This is a genomic window from Pelomonas baiyunensis (assembly GCF_043555935.1).
GTDB lineage: Bacteria > Pseudomonadota > Gammaproteobacteria > Burkholderiales > Burkholderiaceae_C > Pelomonas > Pelomonas baiyunensis.
On the sequence record NZ_JBIGIB010000001.1, the window covers coordinates 1,344,796 to 1,362,187 of the forward strand.

A 17,392-nucleotide genomic window follows, 5' to 3' on the forward strand; every position below is an offset into this window, starting at 1 on the left:
TGAGCCCATCATGTCCGACACCCTTGCCCTGAGCGAAAACAACCTGATCTGGATCGACCTGGAGATGACCGGCCTGTATCCGGACAAGGACCGCATCATCGAAATCGCCGTGGTGGTGACCGATGCCAACCTCGAGCGCCGCGTGGAAGGCCCGGTGTTTGCGGTGCACCAGAGCGACGCGACGCTGGACGCCATGGACAACTGGAACAAGGGCACGCACGGCAAAAGCGGCCTGATCGACCGGGTCAAGGCGTCCACCATCACCGAAGCCGAAGCTGCGGCCCAAACCATCGCCTTCCTCAAGAAGTACGTGCCCAAGGGCAAGAGCCCGATGTGCGGCAACAGCATCTGCCAGGACCGCCGCTTCCTTGCCAATTACATGCCTGAGCTGGAAGACTTTTTCCACTATCGCAATCTGGATGTGTCCACGCTGAAGGAGCTCGCCAAACGTTGGAAGCCGTCAGCGCTGGAGGGTTTCAAGAAGGCGCAGAAGCACACGGCCCTGGCGGACATCCATGAGTCCATCGAGGAACTCATGCACTACCGCGGCAACTTCCTGAACTTGGCATGACCGGCGCACGTCGGCTGATGGCGGCGCTGTTGGCGCTGTGCGCCAGCGCAGGCCGGGCCGACGACGGCGCGGCCTCGGCGCCCGCAGCAGCAGCAGCCAGCAGTGCGGGCCAGCGCGTCACCACCAAGATCGTGCGCAGCGTGGACGGCCGGCGGGACTGGGAAGGCTCTTACGCCATCGCCTCGGCCACCCGCAAGCTGAACCTGTTCTGCCTCAAATCTGACACCGGCCGTTGCGGCTTTCGGGTGATCGATGCCCGCAAGAGCGGTGCGGCACCCTCCGGCTCTTGGGACCTGGAGGTGGAATGGATCGGCCTGCCGGTGGGTGCCCACGCGGAGCGCGTGCTGAAGGGCGAGGCTTACGCCGTGTGTGTGCGGCCGGATGTGGGCCGCGACGACGCCTGTGAACCGAGCACCGCGCTGACCGCCTTCTGACAGAGCGCCGGATGCTGCACGCGGCCTTTGACTTCCCGCGCCACCCGCTGGCCCGCGAGGACGGCGAGCGTCTGCGGGGCGTCTGGCACACACCGCCCAGCCGCTGGCTGCGCGCCGGCTCGGCCGGCGAGGTGCGTGCGGTCATTGACCAGGCGGAGGCCGCGGCGCGCGCCGGCGCTTGGGTGCTGGGCGGCCTGCGCTATGAAGCAGCTGCGGCGCTGGACACGACGCTGGCCACCCACCCCGTGCGCGGTCCGCTGGCGGAGTTCGCCGTTTACGACCACGCGCCCGAGCCCTGGCCCGAGACCCTGGCCGCGTACACCGGGCTGTTGAACTGGCAGGACAGTGAGCCCGACGCAACCAGCGCGATCGAGCGCATCCGCGACTACATCCGCGCCGGGGACTGCTACCAGGTCAACCTGACCACCCGGTTCCGGGCGGCCACCCCGGCGCCCGACGCCGAGCAGATCTTCCTCGCCCTGCATGCCAGCCAGCCCGGCGGCTTCTGCCTGTTCCTGCGAGACGCGCAGGGCGGCGGGGGCGTGGCCAGCGTGTCGCCTGAGCTGTTTTTTGACTGGCGGCCGGTGCCCGGCGCGCGGGCAAGCTGGCTGCTGGCCACGCAGCCGATGAAGGGCACCACGCCCCGCGGCCGGGACCGCGTGGAGGACGAAGCCGCCCAGGCCCACCTGCGCACCAGCGAGAAAGAGCGGGCCGAGAACCTGATGATCGTGGACCTGCTGCGCAACGACCTGAGCCGCGTCGCGCAACTGGGCACGGTGCGGGTGCCCCGTTTGTTCGAGCTGCACGCGTTGCCCACGGTCTGGCAGATGACGTCCACCGTCACGGCGGTGAGCCGGGCGGGCCTGTCGTTGGCCGACGTCTTTGCGGCGCTGTTTCCCTGCGGTTCGGTCACGGGAGCGCCCAAGGTGCGGGCGATGCAGGTCATCCGTGAGTTGGAGTCTTCGCCGCGGGGCTGGTACTGCGGCGCGCTGGGCCTGATCCAGCCGGGCGGCGTGGCCACGTTCAACGTGCCGATCCGGACAGTGGAGATCAGCGCTTACGCGTTGACCTGTGGCCTGGGCAGCGCCATCACGCTGGACAGCGACCCCGCCGCGGAAATTGCCGAATGGCGCGCCAAGGCCCGGTTCCTGGCGCGTGCGGAGGCACCGGTGGAGGCCGTGGAGACCCTGAGGCTGGAGGCCGGCGTGCCGCAGCGGGGCGATGCGCACCTGGCCCGCATGCAGCGCACCGCGCGCCACTTCGGTCTGCGGTTTTCCATCGCGGAGGCGCGGGCTTACCTCGCGGCGCTGGCCGCCGCGCAGCCCGAGGGGGCCTGGCGGGTGCGCATGACCTGCGATGCCGACGGCCACTTCGCCCATGCCTGCGTGCCCTTCGTGCCCACCGCCACGCCGGTGCGGCTGGCGCTGGCCGACCGGCCCATCGCCACGCGCGGGGCGGCGGCCGAATTCCTGGCGCACAAGACCTCGCGCCGTGAGCTCTACGCGTTCGACAAGCCGGCGGATGCGTTCGACGTCATCTTGTGGAACGAGGCCGGCGAGTTGACCGAATGCAGCTTCGGCAACCTGGCGGTTCAGCTGGACGGCGTTTGGTGGACGCCGCCTTTGGCCGCCGGACTGCTGCCCGGCGTGCTGCGGGCCGAGTTGCTGGCCCAAGGTCGGCTGCGCGAAGCGCCGCTGCAGCGGGCGGATCTGGACCGCGCCGAAGGGCTGGCGTTCTTCAACAGCCTGCGCGGCTGGCTGCCGGCTCAGCGGCTGAAGTAGCCAGCCGAGTCCAGGTCCGCCAGCAACGTCGCGCGGCGCGGGCGCCACTGCAGTTCCTGCTGCGTCCAGTCGCTTTGCGTGGGGTTGTCCAGGGCCGCGAAATGCTGGAACCAGCCGAAGTGGGCGGCGGCTTCGTCACCCGTCAGGTGGCGCACAGGCAAGCCCAGATGGCGGCCGATGGCCCTGGCGATGTCGACAAACGCGACGCCGGACTCTGCGGCGCCGTGGTAGCTCACCCCGGTGCGGCCGTGTTCGGCCGCGCGGCGGAACAGCTCGGCCGCATCCAAGCGGTGCACGGCCGGCCAGCGGTTGAGGCCGTCACCGACGCAAGCCGACACGCCGGTGCGGCGCGCCAGGTCGATCAGCAGCGGCACGAAGCCCCGGTCACCCGGGCCGTGCACCGAAGGCGCCAGCCGCACCACGCAGGCGTTCACACCCCGCTCCACCAGCGCCGCCACGGCCTGCTCGGACGCTGACCGCGGGTGGTGGGGCGACGCTGCGGCCGTTTCTTGCGCCATCGAGCCACCGGCCACCAGTGCCGTGCCGGAGGTGACGACCAACCGGCGCGGGCTGCCAGCCAGGGCGTCGCCCAACGCGGTGACGATGTGGCGGTCGTCCTCGCAGCTGGCGGCGAATCGGGTGAAGTCGTGGTTGAACGCGGTGTGGATGACCGCGTCGGCCTCGGCCGCCCCGCGGCGCAGGCTGTCCAGGTCGTCGATGCTGCCGCGGTGCGCGGCAGCACCCGCGTCGGTCAGGGCCTGCGCGGCGGCGTCTGAGCGGGCCAGACCGGTCACTTGGTGACCGTGGGAAAGCAGTTCTTGCACAATGGCCGAGCCGATGAAACCGGTCGCGCCCGTCACGAACACATGCATGGAAACAGTCCTTGCGAAACGTTGAAAGTGGCGCCACTGTCGCGAGCCAGGCCGCGTGCGTGAAGCCGTGAGCGCATACCGGTATTGCCACTACCAGGATCACGATGTCCGTTGTTGAAGACGCCAACCTGCTGGGCCGCTACCTGAAGGAGCGCCGGTCGCGCCTGGACCCGGCGGCCCTGGGCTTGCCGCTGGCGCGCCGTCGCACGCCCGGGCTGCGGCGGGAGGAGGTGGCGCAGCGTGCGCACGTCAGTGCGACTTGGTACACCTGGCTGGAGCAGGGGCGGGGCGGCGCGCCCTCCACCGAGGTGCTGGAGCGTTTGGCCGCTGCCTTGCAGCTGAGCGCGGTCGAGCGTGAACACCTGTTCCTGCTGGCGCAGAACCGGCCGCCGCAGGTGCGCTTTCAGCCGCCGGCCGCGGTGCCGCCGCGGCTGCAGCGGGTGCTGGATGCGCTGACGCAGTGCCCGGCCCTGATCCGCACCGCCACCTGGGACGTGCTGGCCTGGAACCGCGCCTGTGCCATGGTGCTGAACGACTATGCCGCGTTGCCGCCGGCGCGCCGCAACATCCTTCGGCATCTGTTTGCCAACCCGGCTGCGCGCAGCCGCATGCCCAACTGGGCGCAAGACGCGCGCTTCGTGGTGGCGGCTTTCCGGGCCGACGCGGCACGGGCTGGTGCCACCGGTGAGGTGCAGGCCTTGGTGGCGGAACTCAGCGCCGTCAGCAGCGAGTTCGCCGCCATGTGGGCCGAGTTGGAGGTGCGTGGCAATTACGGCGAGGTGGCCAAGCAGATCCAGCACCCGGTGGTCGGCCCGCTGGCGCTGGAGTACACCGGCTTGGTGGTGGAGGGGCGACCCGACCTGACCTTGGTCGTGTACCACCCGGCCACGCCGGCCGATGCCGAGCGCGTGCGGCAGCTGCTGGGCGCTTGATCGCCGCGTGCGGGCCGTGTGCTCCGCCATTCATGGCGCCAAGATGTCAAATCGTTTGGTGAAAACCCTGAGTTGTGCTACAGTCGTGGGCTTCGCCGGGTTGCCCGGTGAATCACGTCTCCTCTGACCTCGTTCGACTCCCCAGGTTCTCTGGGCATCGGACTCCGAACACGGATCGGTCGGCGGCGATGAAGCCGTCGCTTTGACTGACTGTTCCCCCGCGCCGCACCCGGGCTGAAGTATTTGCCCGAGCCGCACGACGCGAGCTATCTGATCTCCCAGCGACTTGTTGCATTCCGAGGGCTTTTTCATGCCCCTCGGCGCCGCGCGTTGGCTGTTTTCAGCCGCCCCGGCGTGATTGAACGAAAGAACGAAGAATGAGTTTCGAGACCCTGGGCCTGAGCCCCGCCGTGTTGCAAGCCGTCAAGGACGCCGGCTACGAAAACGCCACCGACGTGCAGGCGCAAGCCATTCCCGCCGCCATCGCGAACAAGGACCTGATGGTCTCGTCGCGCACTGGCTCGGGCAAGACCGCGGCTTTCATCCTCCCCGCGCTGGAAAAGATCCTCGCCGCCCGCGGCGACAACACCAAGCGCCGTGAAAAGGGCGTGATCTACGGCCCGCGCGTGTTGGTGCTGGCCCCCACGCGTGAACTGGCCATGCAGGTGGCCAAGGCGGCGCAAACCTACGGCCGCCACATCCCGGGCCTGAAGGTCGCGACCGTGCTGGGCGGCATGCCTTACCCGCTGCAGATCCGCCAGCTGACCGGCCCGCTGGACATCCTGATCGCCACCCCCGGCCGCCTGCTGGACCACCTGGCCAGCGGCAAGTGCGTGCTGAGCAACGTCGAGATGCTGGTGCTGGACGAAGCCGACCGCATGCTGGACATGGGCTTCATCGACGACATCAACGTCGTGACCAGCCACACGCCGGACACCAAGCAGACCGTGATGTTCAGCGCCACCTTTGCCGGCCACGTGGGCCGCCTGGCGCAACAGCTGCTGAAGGACCCGCTGCGCATCGAAGTGGCCTCGCACACCGAGACCCACGAAAACATCGAGCAGCGCCTGCACTGGGCCGACAACCCCCACCACAAGGACCAGCTGCTGGAGTCCATCCTGGCCGCGCCGGAGCTGGACCAAGCCGTGGTGTTCACCAGCACCCAGCGTGACGCCGACTGGCTGGCCGAGCGCCTGGCCGAGATTGGCCACGCCGTGGCCCCGCTGCACGGCGCCATGCCTCAAGGCAAGCGCAACCGCGTGCTGATGGGCCTGCGCCGCGGTGACCTGAAGGTGCTGGTGGCCACCGACGTGGCCGCCCGCGGCATCGACGTGCCCACCATCAGCCACGTCATCAACTACGGCCTGCCCATGAAGGCCGAGGACTACGTGCACCGCATCGGCCGCACGGGTCGCGCCGGCCGTCAGGGCTTGGCCATCACGCTGGGCCTGCGTGAAGACGTGTCCATGATCCGCCGCATCCAGCAGTTCACCACGCAGACCATCCCGGTCAGCCAGATCGCTGGCCTGGAGCCCAAGACGCAAGAGCCGCGCATCTTCCCGCCGCGTCCGGCGGGCCAGGGCTTCGACCGTGGCGACCGTGGCCACTTCGGTGGCGGCCGCCCGGGCTTCGGCAACAAGAGCTTCCGTCGCGACGACGGCGGTCGTCCGTTCCACGGCGGTGGCAAGTCCTTCGGCCACGGCGGCCAGGGTGGCCAAGGCGGCCGCTGGGAGAACCGCCCGTTCGACCAACACGGTGGCCCGCAGCGCGACGAGCGCGGTTTCCAGCCTCGTGAAGATCGCGGCTTTGCCCCGCGTGAAGACCGTGGTTTCGCCCCGCGTGAGGATCGTGGTTTCGCTCCGCGAGGTGAGGGCCGTGGCTTCCAGCCGCGCGAAGACCGTGGTTTCGCGCCGCGCGAGGAGCGGGGTTTCCAACCGCGTGACGACCGTGGCTTCCAGCCGCGCGGCGACCGCCCGTTCCATGGCGGTGGCAAGCCGAGCTTCGGCGGCGATCGCCCGTCCTTCGGTGGTGACCGCCGCGGCCCGGGTGGCCCGCGCAAGGGTGGCTTCGGTCGCTGATCGCAGTGCGGTGTCTCGGGTGCAACTGCGCCCGATGACGCCGGCTGACCTCGACGCCGTGGTAGCGCTTCAGCAGCGCTGCTACGGCGTTGCCTATTGGGAGTCCCGCGAGGCGTTTGCCGCCAAGCTGGCCGCCGCTGCCGGGCAGGCCTGCTGTTGGGTGGCCGAGCAGGGGGCGCAGCTGATGGCCTACGCGGTGAGCCTGCCGGTGGCATCGGGCGAAGTGCCGCGGCTGCACGCCCCCACGGTCAATGCCGCCGCCCGGCCGGCGCAGCTGTACCTGCACGACCTCGCCGTGGCGCCTGAGGCCCGGGCCCATGGCTTGGCCGGGGCGCTGCTGGCCCGGGTAGCGCAGGCGGCGCACGCGCAGGGCTTGTCGACGCTGGCGCTGGTGGCCGTGCAGGGCTCGGTGCCGTATTGGCGGCGCCACGGCTTCACGCCGGCCGACCCGGTGCCAGCTGCGGCCGCAGACGCGCTGATGAGTTTCGGCAGCCAGGCCTGCTATTTGGTGCGGGCCCTCGAGCCGCCCGAAAGGGCGACGGCATGACGCGCCGCACCGGCCGCCTCGCGCAGTGGGACGACACAAAGGGCTACGGCTTCATCACGCCCGATGCGCCGGGCCGCCCCAAGCTGTTCGTGCATGTCCAGGCCTTCGGCCCGCGGTCGCAGCGCCCCGTGGTGGGCGAACTTCTCAGCTATGTCGAGGCCCACGATGCCCAGGGCAAGCTGCGCGCGCAACAGGTGCGCGCTGTGGCCCCTCGTGTGCCCGCCCCCGCGCGCCGGGCGCGGGACGGCAGCCGGGTGCTGCTGTGGGTGCCGGCGTTTGCCGCCCTTGTGCTGGCGGTTCGCCTGGTTTGGGGTGTGCCGAACTTCGTGTGGGGTGCGTACACGGCCATGAGCCTGGCCACCTTCATCGTCTACGCGCTGGACAAGCGTGCGGCGCGGCGCGGCGATTGGCGCGTGGCCGAGAACACCCTGCACGGCCTGGCCCTGCTGTGCGGCTGGCCGGGGGCACTGCTGGCGCAGGAGCTGCTGCGTCACAAGTCCGTGAAGCCAGCGTTTCGCCGCGTGTTCTGGCTCATGGCGGCCGTGAACGTGCTGGCGTTCGTGCTGCTGACGACACCGCTGCTGCACGCAGCCTGGCAACTCGCGGCCTGAGCGCGCCGGGCCAGGCCTGGCCGCACCGGTCAGAAGCGGAGTTCGCCCAGCCCCTCGATGTTCAGCGAGCCGTGCGCGCTGCCCGACACCGGGTGCAAGCCCGCCCATGCGCCCGTGGTGACGACCGTGCCCGCCTGGATGGGCTGTCCGAGGCTGGCCCCATGCGCCCGCCAGGCGGGCAGCACGGCGGCCGGGTTGGCCAGCGCATGGCCTCCGCAGCCGCGAATTTCAGGTTGGCCCGCCAGGGCCAGGCACCAGTTCCGCGTGCCCCAGTCCAGCTCTTGCCAGGGCTGCCAGGGGCCGAGCCACCAGCCGGCGTTGGACTGGAAGTCGGCCATGCGCAGCAGGGCGGGGGCGTCCAGCCCTTGCTCCCAGCGGGAGGCGATGCATTCCACCGCGGCGCACATCGCTTCCGGCTCACCTTGCGCATCCACGCGAAGGGCCACCTCCACCTCCAACCCGATCAGGGCCGTGCCTGAGGCCGGCGCCACGGGCGAATGGCTGAACGGGCCTTGCGCCGCCGCGCCGCCCGACTTCCACCGCGTGCGCGGCCAGCCCAGCGCGGCGGCCACACCTTCCTGCACGGCGTAGGCGTCAGCCTCGGTGCGCACCACGTGCGTCCAGTCGTCGGCGTTCAGGCGGGTGGCGTGGCGGTGGGCGTGCACCAGGTGGTCGATGAGCGAGGCGATCATGTCGCGAGTGTCGCGCGACAGGCCGCGCACGGGCCTGTGCGGCACCGCTCAGCCGAAGCGAAAACTCGACGCCGTGATGCCACCGAGGTACTCGGTCTCGTGATAGTTGCAACTGCCCGCCTCGCCCTCGGCGGCGCCGGCGGCCACCATCAGCGGCAGCAGGTGTTCTTCCCGGGCGTGGGCTTGGCGTGCAGCGGGGGCTTGCGCCCAGGCCCGCAGTCGCTCGGCCCGGCCTTCGGGCGAGAGCAGGGCGCTTTGAAGCCAGGCATCGAACGCGACCGACGGTGCCTGCCCGCGGCCGTTGAACATCAGGCCCAGGTTGTGGAAGCTGAACCCGCTGCCCAGGATGAGCACGCCTTCGTCGCGCAGCGGCGCGAGCGCCCGGCCCAGGGCCAGGTGTTCGGCGGGGTCCAGCCCCTGCTTCAGCGACAGCTGCACCACCGGCACGTTGGCCTGCGGGTACATGGGCACCAGCGTGCAGAAGGCGCCGTGGTCAAAGCCGCGCTGGGCGTCGCGCGCGGCCGGCAGGCCGGCCGCCTCGATCAGCGCCACCACGCGTTCGGCCAGCGCCGGGTCGCCGGGCGCGGGGTACTGAACCTCGTAGGTGTGGGGCGGAAAGCCGCTGTAGTCGTACAGCATGCCGGGGCGCGCGGCCGTCTGCACCGTGAAGGCCGGTGCTTCCCAGTGGGCTGAGATCATCAAGATCGCCCGGGGCGCCTCAGGCAGGGCCGAGGGCACGGCCTGCAACGACGCTTCCAGCTGGGCGTGCGCCTGGCGGAAGTCGCCATCCATCCAGGGCCAGGGGCCGCCGCCATGGGAGAGGAAGTAGGTGGGCTGTTTCATGGTGCCGCCAGTGTGGAGCGCTGTCCCTGGGGCGGGGTTCAAGCCAGCCGCCGGCACCGCTCAAACCGGCTGAATGGCGCCGACGATAATCCGCGCCCCATGTCCCAGCCCACGCACCCCGACACCGACGACATCTTGCGCGTCGAGGACTACTTCCGCGACGGCAGCGTGCCCGAGGAGGCGCTGCTGTGGTGGCAGCTGGAGCACCAAGAGGCTCTGCTGTCCGCCCAGCGTGCCCTGTTCGGCGGCCCGGCGCCGCTGGTGAAGCTGCGTGTGTGGGTGTTCTTCGAGCTGATGGCCCTGCGCGAGTCGCGTCTGACGCGCGAGGCGCTGAACCAGGCCTTCCACGTGCTGCGCGACGAGGCGCTCGACAACGTGCTCAAGCGCCTGCGCGAGGCCGACCTGTTGGCCTGGGACGCCACCGCGCAGACCTACGCGGTCACGCCGCTGGCCCAGCAGCTGGTGGGCATCCTGCAGCCGCTGACGCAGGAGCAGGCGCCCGATGGCGACCTGGCCTCGTTGCTGGCCGGGGTGGCCGGCGCGCACCAGCTGGGCACCTTGCAGCCGGCACAGTTGCAGCACTTGCTGGCGCAGCTGTCTCGCCTGTATGACGAATTTGCCGATGCCATTGCCAGCGGCAGCGAATTCGCGCTGCGCCGCGCCCGCACCCGTTTCGAGAAGGCGCTGACGCTGGTGGACCGCGCTGGCGAGGCGCTGGGCGCCATCATTGCGCAGGCGGAATCGGCCGGCGAGGCGCGGCTGGAACGGCTGGCCCGCGAGTTGGGCTTGGCCCAGGCGCGCTTGCTGGCGATGGCCAGCCAGTTCAACCGCGCGCTCCAGCAGGCCGACCGCCAGCGCGTGACGCTGGGCTCCACCGGCATCACCACCACCGATGTGCGGCGCTGGCTGCAAAGCCAGGGCGACCTGGCCGCGCTGCTGAACGGCGCCTGGGAGCGGCCGGTGCACCCGGTGCTGGTGGCCCAGCGCGACCTGGTGGACACGGCCGAGGCCGAGTTCGAGCGCGACCGCCCCAAGCCCGCCGATGCTGCCGTGCTGCCCCAGGGCCAGACCGCGCCGCCGGGCGAGCTGGCGGTGCTGCAACTGCCGCCCGAAATGGGCCAAATGCAGGCGCTGCTCAATGCCTGGACCGCCGCGGGCACGACGGAACCGCAAGACCTGGCCCCCGCCGTGCTGGGCGGCAGCTACGCCCGCGCGGCCTACCGCGCCCAACTGCTGCCCTTGCTGGGCGACGCGCAGGCTCGCCACCTCAAGGGTGCCACGGGCGACATGGCCCGGCAGCCGTGGAGCGTGCGCTGGTCCGCCGAGCAAGGCGAAGTGGACGACGAGTTCGTCAAATGGATGAGCCGCGGCGTCCTTACCCCTGATTCAACTGCGACATGAGCCCACTCGACGACTCTCAGCAACTCGCCGCGCAACTGCTGGCCCGCCGCTGGCTGCCGCGCAGCCACCCCCTCGTGAAGCGTGCGCTGATCGACACCGAGCTGTGGAACCAGTTGGGCGCCCGCCTGGCCGGTGTGGGCCTGCAGCTGGTGGACAACGTGCACGCCGACCACATCGCCGTGGCGCTGATGCGCCCGGCCGAAAGCGCGGTGTTCGGGGAATCAGGCCTGGCCGCCAACAACAACCTCGACATCCCGCGCGACGGCGTGGCGTTGCTGGTGGTGCTGTGGAGCTTGATCGTGTTGCCCAAGCGCCAGCGGCAGGTGGCGCGCAGTGATGCCATCCACGCCGGCCAGGGCGAGATGTTCGCCACCGACAAGCCCATGCCGCAGGCCGCCAGCGTGGCGCCGCTGATCAGCTACCGCAGCCTGCTGGCCGACTTTGGCGACCAGCTTGGCAAAAAGCTCCGCCTGGACACCAACCTCAAGCTGCTGGAGCGCCACGGCTTCATCACCCGCCGCGGTGAAGACATTGCCGAAGGCCCGCTGCTGGACCTGCTGATCGACTACGACCTGCTGGCGCCGCGCATCCTGGATGGCGCGCTGGGCGACGTGCTCGCCCGTGCGGGCCACCCGCTGCCGCGCCTGGGCGAGGCCGAACAACAAGACATTGACGACTGATGTTCCACCTGCAATCGCTTGAACTGCTGCACTGGGACTACTGCCAGCGCGTGACGCTGCCGCTGGACGGCGCCATCATCACCATCGCCGGGCCCAACGGCTCGGGCAAAACCACGCTGCTGGACGCGATGCGCACGCTGCTGGGGCTGGAGTGCTCGGGCGGCCGCACGTACAAAACCTACGCCCGCCACGCCAACGCCGAGACGGCCTGGTTGCGCGCGCTGGTGGACAACCGGCCGCGCTCGCGCCAAAACAGCAGCCGGCCCTTCGCCAGTTCGCTGCTGTATGCCGACCAGGTGACGCTGGCCTGCCGCATCGAGCGCCACGGTGGCGACTGGGTGCGCCGCTACGTCATCCTCGATGGTGTGCACGAGATCGAGCAGCTGGCCGAAAAGGGCGACCGCGACTGGCTGGGCATCGAGGCCTGGAAGAAGCGCCTGGAAGCGGCCGGCTTGACCCGCGCCATCGGCCGCGTGCTGGCGCTGGAGCAGGGCCAGACCGACCGGCTCTGCGAGTTGAGTCCGAAGGAGCTGCTGCGCCTGGTGTTCGAGGTGTTCGGGGACCAGGAAGTGCTGGACCGCTACGAGCAGGCCCGCAGCCACCAGCAGCACCTGGGCAAGGAAGTGGAGCAGGCGGCTGCCGAGCTGGCCCACACCCAAGCCCAGCTCAGCGACCTGGCCAACCGCGTCAACAGCCACCGGCAATACCAGCTGAAGGTGCAGGAGCGCGAGCGCCTGGCCACCGAGGTGCTGCCCGTGCTGCGCTGGAGCGAGGCGCGTGAGCGCATCGCCCGCGATGCGCGCGAGCTGCACCGCCAGCGGCTGTTCGCGTCGGGCGACGTGAAGGCGCTGAGCGACAAGCGCGCGGCCCTGCACGGCCTGTTCACGGCGCAGGAAGCGGCCAAGGCACGCCTGAAGGCGCTGGACGGCGAACGCCGTGAGGCCCGGGCTGCGTTTGACGCGGCCCGCGAGGCCGAGCGCCCGGCCGAGGCGCTGGTCAAGCGCGAGGACGAACTGAAGGCGTTGGCCGATGTGGAGGCCGATGCGGCCGCGCTGACCGTCAAGTTGCAGGAACTGGCCGCCGAGCGCGACCGCCTGCGGGCCGACTACACCCGCGCCAGCGACAAGGCGGCCAAGGCCCAAGCCGCACTGGGCGAACTCAGCGGCAAGCGACTGCCGCCGCCGCCGCCCGAAGTGGCGCCCATGAAGCGTGCGCTGGACGACGCGGGCATCGCCCACTACCTGGTGGCCGATTCCATCGACATCGCCGACGAGACTTGGCGCGCCGCGGCCGAAGGCCTGCTGCGTCCCTCGCGCTGGGTGGTGGTGCTCAAGCACCGCAGCGACGAAGGCCGCGCCTTCGACATCGCGGCCAGGCAGCGCTACCGGCACTACGTGGTGTCGGACACCGCGCCCATCACGCAGGCACCCGCCGGCACGTTGCTGGCGGCGCTGAACGTGACGGCGCCGCTGCCGGCCTGGCTGGCGCGCCAGCTGGCGGGCATCCGCTGCGTGACGTCGACGGAAGAGGGCGCCAAGGTGGGCGGTGAGTGGATCACCGCCGACGCCTACTACCGCGACGGCCGAGGCGGCCGCAGCGTGTTTGTGGAGCCACGCGACCACCAGTTCGGTGCCTCCGCCGTGGACTCCCGCCGCGGAGCACTGGAGGCCGAGTTGTCCCGCTGGGACGGCGAACTCAGCCGCATCGCCAAGGCGCAGGCCGAGGTGGAGCGCCAGTTCAAGGACGTGCAGCGCGCGGCCGTGGGCCACAAGGCCGCGCAGGAGTTGAGCGAGCGCGCCGATGAGTTCGCTGAAGCGCGCAGCCGCTTGCCGGTGCTGCGCCAGGCGCGCGCGGAAGCGTCCACCCGCATGAGCCAGCTCGACGGCGAGCACGAGCGCGTGGTGCGCGAGTCCACCCGCAGCGAGCAGGCCTACGAGGGTGCGCAGATCGCGCTGAAGGACGGCGAAGGCTCGGCCGCGGGCCGCCTGCGCGAGCACGAAGCCCGGCGCGAGGCGCTGCGCAAGGCCTCGCGCGAGAGCCGGGAGCAGAAGGCCCGGTTCCCGGCCGCATGGGTGGTGCCGGCGGCGCTGGCTGCGCTGCGCGAAGAGTTCGAGAACGCGCGCCAGGCCGAGATCCGCGCCCACCATGTGGACCAGGAGCTGGAGACCGGCCACTGGGAGGTGGACGCCAGCGTGGTGGAGCGCCACGCCCGCATGGCCGCGCAAGTGAACGAGCAGGACACCCAGCTCAGCGACCGCCGCGCCAGCAACGAGCTGGCCCGCATCGCCGCGTTCAACGCCCGCGAGCGCTACATCGACGTGTTGCGCGCCACGGTGCGCCGCTACAAGAAGAACGTGGCCGAGCTGGGCGAACTGGCCGGCACCACGGCGGAAGCCATCCTGCCGCACCTGGACAACGACGACACCGTGCTCGCCCAGGCCGGCCTGCAGGTCAAGTTCAACTTCGACGGCAAGGGCGAGGTGGGCCTGAACGACGGCGAGGCCTCGGGCGGCCAGCAGGTGCTCAAGAGCCTGATCCTGCTGGTGGGTCTGATGAAGGACGACGAGACGCCGGGCGGCTTCGTGTTCATTGACGAGCCGTTCGCCCACCTGGACGTGCGCAACATCCAGCTGGTGGGCCACTTCTTGCGCAGCACGCGGGCGCAATACCTGCTCACCACCCCGATCACGCACAACGTGGAGGTGTTCGAGCCCAGCGAGATCACGCTGGTGACGAGCAAGAAGCCGCGCGGCGAGCGTTGGGCGCCGCCGATTGCGGTGCTGGCGCGCCGGCCGGAAGTTTCGGCCTATGACTGACTGGGATTGGCCCGGGCCGTTCACGCTGGCGTTGTCGCCGTCGCCGGAGCACATCGACGGCCTGGGTCACACCAACAACGCCGTCTACGTGCAGTGGTGCGAGCAGGCCGGCTGGGCGCACTCCGAGGCGCTGGGCCTGAGCCTGGCGGACTACCGGCGGCTGGACCGGGCCATGGCCATCCGTGAGGGGCACTACGACTACCTGCTGCCGTCGTTCGCGGGCGAGGCCCTCGTGCTGGGCACCTGGCTGACCGCCAGCGACGGCAAGCTCACGATGGAGCGCCGCTTTCAACTGCGCCGGGCCAGTGACGGCGCCACCTTGCTGCGTGGGCGCTGGGCGCTGGTGTGCATCGAGATCAGCTCCGGGCGGCCCAAGCGCATGCCGGCGGAGTTTGTGTCCATCTACGACGCTGCGGTGGTGCCCAAAACGGTCTGATATACGTTTCGTATACGAATCGTATAAACTGCGGGCATGGGAATCGTCAAAATCTCCGATCCGTTGCACGAGAGCCTGCGCGTTGCCAGCCAGGCCCTCTCGCGTTCCATCAACGCCCAGGCCGAGCACTGGATGCGCATCGGCCTGCTGGCCGAGTTGCACCCGCAACTGAACCACAGCGAGCTGTGCCAGTTGCTGATCCGCGCCGAGCAGGAGGGCGGCCTGGACCTGGAGCGCCTGGCCGGCTGGTCTCAGCCCAGCAAAGCCAAAGGAGCCCGCGCATGAAGAGCCTGAAGCTGCGCACGCCTGACGAGATCGCCAAGGCCCGCACCGCGGGGCACCTCATCGCCGAGGTGCTGGCCATGCTCAAGCCATATGTGGTGCCGGGTGTCACCACCGAAGAGCTGGACCGCATCTGCCACGACTACATCGTCGACACGCTCAAGTGCATCCCGTCCAACGTGGGCTACCACGGCTTTCCGAAGACGGCCTGTATCTCGCCCAACCACGTGGTGTGCCACGGCATTCCCAGCAAGGACAAAACGCTCAAGAAGGGCGACATCGTCAACGTGGACGTCACGCTGACCAAGGACGGCTGGTTCGGCGACAGCAGCCGCATGTTCATCGTGGGCGAGACCAACGTGCTGGCGCGGCGGCTGGTGATGACCACCTACGAGGCGCTGCGCGCCGGCATCCGCCAGGTGCGGCCGGGCGCGACGCTGGGCGATGTGGGCCATGCGATTCAGAAGGTCGCCCACGCGGCGGGCTTCAGCGTGGTGCGCGAGTACGGCGGCCACGGCATTGGCGACGTCTATCACGACGAGCCGCACGTGAACCACTTCGGCCGCCCGGGCGAGGGCTTGAAGCTGCAGGAGGGCATGATCTTCACGATCGAGCCCATGATCAACGCCGGGGGCGCGGCCATCCGTGAGTTGAACGACGGCTGGACGGTTGTCACCAAGGACCGGTCGCTGTCGGCTCAGTGGGAGCACATGGTGGCGGTCACGAAGGACGGCTTCGAGATCCTGACCCCCTGGCCGGACGGCCTGGGCGAGTACCCCGCCATCGCCGACTGAGCCGCGTCCTGCTCAGCCCCGGGCGTCGAACCGGGTGATGGCGTCGGCCATCAACTCCAGCGGCAACACATCGTCCACCGCGCCGAGCTTGATGGCCTCCATGGGCATGCCGAACACCACACAGCTGGCTTCGTCTTGCGCCACGGTGCGCACGCCCAGGTCGTGGAGTTGCTTCATGCCGCGGGCGCCGTCGTCGCCCATGCCGGTGAGCATCAGCGCCAGCGCATCGCCGTTGGTGGCCTCGGCCAGGCTGCGGAACAGCACGTCCACCGAGGGCTTGTGGCGGTTCACCGGCGGGCCGTCCAGCACCACGGCGTAGTACTGGCCGGCGCTTTTGCGCAGCTTCATGTGCTTGCCGCCGGGGGCAATCAGCACCACGCCACGCTCCAGGCGGTCGCCGTCGCGGGCCTCGCGCACCTGCATGGCACACAGGCCGTCCAGGCGCTGGGCGTACATCGCGGTGAAGCGCTCGGGCATGTGTTGCACGATGGCGATGCCTGGAGCGTCTGCCGGCAGCGCGCGCAGGATCTGCTCGATCGCCTGCGTGCCGCCGGTGGAGCTGCCGATGACGATGGGCTTGTTGACCGACAGCGCATGCAGCCCGGCGACCGAGGTCTGACGGGCGGACGGCATCCGCGCCTGGGTGGACGCACCCACACCTGCACCGGCACTTGCGCTTGCCATCGCGCCCGCGCCGCTGGGCGGGCGGCTGAGCCGGGGCTTGGAGCGCGCGGCGGTTTTCAGCGTGGTGATCAGCTCGCGCCGGGAGTCTTCCAGGAACTGACGCAAGCCCAGGCGCGGCTTGGCCACCACGGCCACCGCGCCGGCGGCCAGGGCGTCCAGCGCCACGCGGCTGCCCTCGGTGCTGAGCGAGGAGCAAATGACCGTGGGGATGGGGCTTTCCGCCATCTGCTGGCGCAGGAAGGTCAGGCCATCCATGCCCGGCATCTCGATGTCCAGCAGCAAGACGTCTGGGCGGTTCTTGCGAATCAGCGGCGCGGCGATCAGCGGGTTCGGCGCGCTGCCCACCGTCTCGATCTCCGGATCGCCTTGCAACAAGGCGGCCATCGTTTGGCGCACCACGGCCGAGTCGTCGATGACGAACACTTTGATCATGGCGTGCTCACTTGGGGCAGGGGCGGGCGGGCCATCAGCACGGTCTCCACCTCGGGCGCGTCGGGGCCCACCGTCCAGCGCAGCTTGCGGTAGGCATGGCCCCCCAGGGCCACGCCCAGCACGCGAATGCCGGCGCGGTGCAGCGCGCCGAGCGCCCATTCGAAGTTGGCGGCACCCACGTTGCCCTCGGCGGCGGTGTCGCCAATCTGGCCCGGAAACATGTTGCCGCCGCCGTACACCCAGGCCAGGCATTGGTGGGGGTCGATGCCGCGTTCGCGCAGGTACTGGCCCATGGTGGCCAGCGCCACGTCGCCGTAGGCGGTTTCGCGGGCTGGGGCGCCGTTCGGGGCGCCGGCATGCACCACGTGGCACATGGCGCCCACGGTGCGGCGCGGGTCGGTCAGCAGGATGGCGACACAGGAGCCCAGCAGGGTCTCCATGCGGTCACCCCGGCCCACGCAGGCCACGTCGCCAGGGTGCAAGGTGACGGTGAGAGGTTGCATGGC

18 protein-coding genes are annotated in these 17,392 nt (G+C 70.2%); 13 read left to right on the top strand and 5 right to left on the bottom strand.

What is annotated here, in order from left to right:
• The first annotated feature begins 10 nt into the window (after positions 1 to 10).
• Genes orn through ACG01O_RS06075 form a run of 3 tightly spaced genes read left to right on the top strand, consistent with a single transcriptional unit; the run spans position 11 to position 2,786 of the window.
• Positions 11 to 571, top strand: coding sequence for an oligoribonuclease (gene orn, locus ACG01O_RS06065; RefSeq protein WP_394382308.1), 561 nt, complete (start codon positions 11 to 13; stop codon positions 569 to 571).
• The gene (locus ACG01O_RS06070; RefSeq protein WP_394382311.1) at positions 568 to 1,005 is read left to right on the top strand and encodes a hypothetical protein; all 438 of its coding nucleotides are present in this window, start codon (positions 568 to 570) and stop codon (positions 1,003 to 1,005) included. The genes orn and ACG01O_RS06070 overlap by 4 nt, the downstream gene beginning before the upstream one ends.
• A gap of 11 nt (positions 1,006 to 1,016) precedes the next feature.
• Positions 1,017 to 2,786 carry a bifunctional chorismate-binding protein/class IV aminotransferase gene (locus ACG01O_RS06075; protein WP_394382314.1) on the top strand — a complete coding sequence of 590 codons (1,770 nt, stop codon included), beginning with the start codon at positions 1,017 to 1,019 and terminating at the stop codon, positions 2,784 to 2,786.
• Here the strand turns inward: ACG01O_RS06075 and ACG01O_RS06080 are convergent.
• Positions 2,771 to 3,658 (bottom strand): SDR family oxidoreductase, encoded by an 888-nt coding sequence (locus ACG01O_RS06080; RefSeq protein WP_394382316.1) that lies wholly within the window; start codon positions 3,656 to 3,658, stop codon positions 2,771 to 2,773. The two genes, ACG01O_RS06075 and ACG01O_RS06080, sit on opposite strands and share 16 nt — an antisense overlap.
• A 104-nt stretch (positions 3,659 to 3,762) precedes the next feature.
• On the opposite strand from ACG01O_RS06080, the gene ACG01O_RS06085 reads away from it, so the two are divergent.
• The 4 genes from ACG01O_RS06085 (at position 3,763) to ACG01O_RS06100 (ending at position 7,826) form a co-directional block, all read left to right on the top strand.
• Positions 3,763 to 4,590, top strand: coding sequence for a helix-turn-helix transcriptional regulator (locus tag ACG01O_RS06085; RefSeq protein ID WP_394382318.1), 828 nt, complete (start codon positions 3,763 to 3,765; stop codon positions 4,588 to 4,590).
• Positions 4,591 to 4,967: 377 nt separating this feature from the next.
• Positions 4,968 to 6,668: a DEAD/DEAH box helicase gene (locus ACG01O_RS06090; RefSeq protein ID WP_394382319.1), complete on the top strand. Its 1,701-nt coding sequence runs from the start codon at positions 4,968 to 4,970 to the stop codon at positions 6,666 to 6,668.
• Positions 6,669 to 6,702: 34 nt separating this feature from the next.
• Complete coding sequence (locus ACG01O_RS06095; protein ID WP_394382321.1) at positions 6,703 to 7,215, top strand: GNAT family N-acetyltransferase; 513 nt, start codon at positions 6,703 to 6,705, stop codon at positions 7,213 to 7,215.
• Positions 7,212 to 7,826, top strand: a complete 615-nt coding sequence (locus ACG01O_RS06100) for a DUF1294 domain-containing protein (RefSeq protein ID WP_394382323.1) — start codon at positions 7,212 to 7,214, stop codon at positions 7,824 to 7,826. The genes ACG01O_RS06095 and ACG01O_RS06100 overlap by 4 nt, the downstream gene beginning before the upstream one ends.
• Positions 7,827 to 7,855: 29 nt before the next feature.
• Here ACG01O_RS06100 and ACG01O_RS06105 read toward each other — a convergent pair whose 3' ends face one another.
• Positions 7,856 to 8,518: a hypothetical protein gene (locus ACG01O_RS06105; protein ID WP_394382324.1), complete on the bottom strand. Its 663-nt coding sequence runs from the start codon at positions 8,516 to 8,518 to the stop codon at positions 7,856 to 7,858.
• Positions 8,519 to 8,566: 48 nt separating this feature from the next.
• A complete protein-coding gene (locus ACG01O_RS06110; RefSeq protein ID WP_394382327.1) occupies positions 8,567 to 9,361 on the bottom strand; it encodes a DODA-type extradiol aromatic ring-opening family dioxygenase in 795 nt (264 codons plus the stop codon).
• A 99-nt stretch (positions 9,362 to 9,460) separates the two neighbouring features.
• Between ACG01O_RS06110 and ACG01O_RS06115 the strand changes: the two genes are divergently transcribed.
• From ACG01O_RS06115 to map, 6 genes are read left to right on the top strand one after another with little or no spacing between them, the layout of a single operon-like run.
• A complete protein-coding gene (locus tag ACG01O_RS06115) occupies positions 9,461 to 10,762 on the top strand; it encodes a hypothetical protein (protein WP_394382329.1) in 1,302 nt (433 codons plus the stop codon).
• Entirely contained in the window at positions 10,759 to 11,442 is a 684-nt protein-coding gene (locus tag ACG01O_RS06120) for a hypothetical protein (protein WP_394382332.1), read from the top strand. The genes ACG01O_RS06115 and ACG01O_RS06120 overlap by 4 nt, the downstream gene beginning before the upstream one ends.
• The gene (locus tag ACG01O_RS06125) at positions 11,442 to 14,258 is read left to right on the top strand and encodes an ATP-binding protein (protein ID WP_394382335.1); all 2,817 of its coding nucleotides are present in this window, start codon (positions 11,442 to 11,444) and stop codon (positions 14,256 to 14,258) included. Before ACG01O_RS06120 ends, ACG01O_RS06125 begins: the two co-directional genes overlap by 1 nt.
• A complete protein-coding gene (locus tag ACG01O_RS06130; protein WP_394382338.1) occupies positions 14,251 to 14,694 on the top strand; it encodes an acyl-CoA thioesterase in 444 nt (147 codons plus the stop codon). Before ACG01O_RS06125 ends, ACG01O_RS06130 begins: the two co-directional genes overlap by 8 nt.
• 36 nt (positions 14,695 to 14,730) lie before the next feature.
• Positions 14,731 to 14,979 (top strand): ParD-like family protein, encoded by a 249-nt coding sequence (locus ACG01O_RS06135; protein ID WP_394382340.1) that lies wholly within the window; start codon positions 14,731 to 14,733, stop codon positions 14,977 to 14,979.
• Complete coding sequence (gene map / locus ACG01O_RS06140) at positions 14,976 to 15,770, top strand: type I methionyl aminopeptidase (protein WP_394382343.1); 795 nt, start codon at positions 14,976 to 14,978, stop codon at positions 15,768 to 15,770. Before ACG01O_RS06135 ends, map begins: the two co-directional genes overlap by 4 nt.
• A 12-nt stretch (positions 15,771 to 15,782) precedes the next feature.
• On the opposite strand, the gene ACG01O_RS06145 is transcribed toward map, so the two are convergent.
• Positions 15,783 to 16,886: a protein-glutamate methylesterase/protein-glutamine glutaminase gene (locus ACG01O_RS06145; RefSeq protein ID WP_394382346.1), complete on the bottom strand. Its 1,104-nt coding sequence runs from the start codon at positions 16,884 to 16,886 to the stop codon at positions 15,783 to 15,785.
• A complete protein-coding gene (locus ACG01O_RS06150) occupies positions 16,883 to 17,389 on the bottom strand; it encodes a chemotaxis protein CheD (protein WP_394382348.1) in 507 nt (168 codons plus the stop codon). The genes ACG01O_RS06145 and ACG01O_RS06150 overlap by 4 nt, the downstream gene beginning before the upstream one ends.
• Positions 17,390 to 17,392 lie beyond the last annotated feature (3 nt).

Coding starts and splice junctions, on each gene's coding strand:
- orn (WP_394382308.1), top strand. CDS start 11: ATGTCCGACACCCTTGCCCTGAGCGAAAACAACCTGATCTGGATCGAC.
- ACG01O_RS06070 (WP_394382311.1), top strand. CDS start 568: ATGACCGGCGCACGTCGGCTGATGGCGGCGCTGTTGGCGCTGTGCGCC.
- ACG01O_RS06075 (WP_394382314.1), top strand. CDS start 1,017: ATGCTGCACGCGGCCTTTGACTTCCCGCGCCACCCGCTGGCCCGCGAG.
- ACG01O_RS06080 (WP_394382316.1), bottom strand. CDS start 3,658: ATGCATGTGTTCGTGACGGGCGCGACCGGTTTCATCGGCTCGGCCATT.
- ACG01O_RS06085 (WP_394382318.1), top strand. CDS start 3,763: ATGTCCGTTGTTGAAGACGCCAACCTGCTGGGCCGCTACCTGAAGGAG.
- ACG01O_RS06090 (WP_394382319.1), top strand. CDS start 4,968: ATGAGTTTCGAGACCCTGGGCCTGAGCCCCGCCGTGTTGCAAGCCGTC.
- ACG01O_RS06095 (WP_394382321.1), top strand. CDS start 6,703: ATGACGCCGGCTGACCTCGACGCCGTGGTAGCGCTTCAGCAGCGCTGC.
- ACG01O_RS06100 (WP_394382323.1), top strand. CDS start 7,212: ATGACGCGCCGCACCGGCCGCCTCGCGCAGTGGGACGACACAAAGGGC.
- ACG01O_RS06105 (WP_394382324.1), bottom strand. CDS start 8,518: ATGATCGCCTCGCTCATCGACCACCTGGTGCACGCCCACCGCCACGCC.
- ACG01O_RS06110 (WP_394382327.1), bottom strand. CDS start 9,361: ATGAAACAGCCCACCTACTTCCTCTCCCATGGCGGCGGCCCCTGGCCC.
- ACG01O_RS06115 (WP_394382329.1), top strand. CDS start 9,461: ATGTCCCAGCCCACGCACCCCGACACCGACGACATCTTGCGCGTCGAG.
- ACG01O_RS06120 (WP_394382332.1), top strand. CDS start 10,759: ATGAGCCCACTCGACGACTCTCAGCAACTCGCCGCGCAACTGCTGGCC.
- ACG01O_RS06125 (WP_394382335.1), top strand. CDS start 11,442: ATGTTCCACCTGCAATCGCTTGAACTGCTGCACTGGGACTACTGCCAG.
- ACG01O_RS06130 (WP_394382338.1), top strand. CDS start 14,251: ATGACTGACTGGGATTGGCCCGGGCCGTTCACGCTGGCGTTGTCGCCG.
- ACG01O_RS06135 (WP_394382340.1), top strand. CDS start 14,731: ATGGGAATCGTCAAAATCTCCGATCCGTTGCACGAGAGCCTGCGCGTT.
- map (WP_394382343.1), top strand. CDS start 14,976: ATGAAGAGCCTGAAGCTGCGCACGCCTGACGAGATCGCCAAGGCCCGC.
- ACG01O_RS06145 (WP_394382346.1), bottom strand. CDS start 16,886: ATGATCAAAGTGTTCGTCATCGACGACTCGGCCGTGGTGCGCCAAACG.
- ACG01O_RS06150 (WP_394382348.1), bottom strand. CDS start 17,389: ATGCAACCTCTCACCGTCACCTTGCACCCTGGCGACGTGGCCTGCGTG.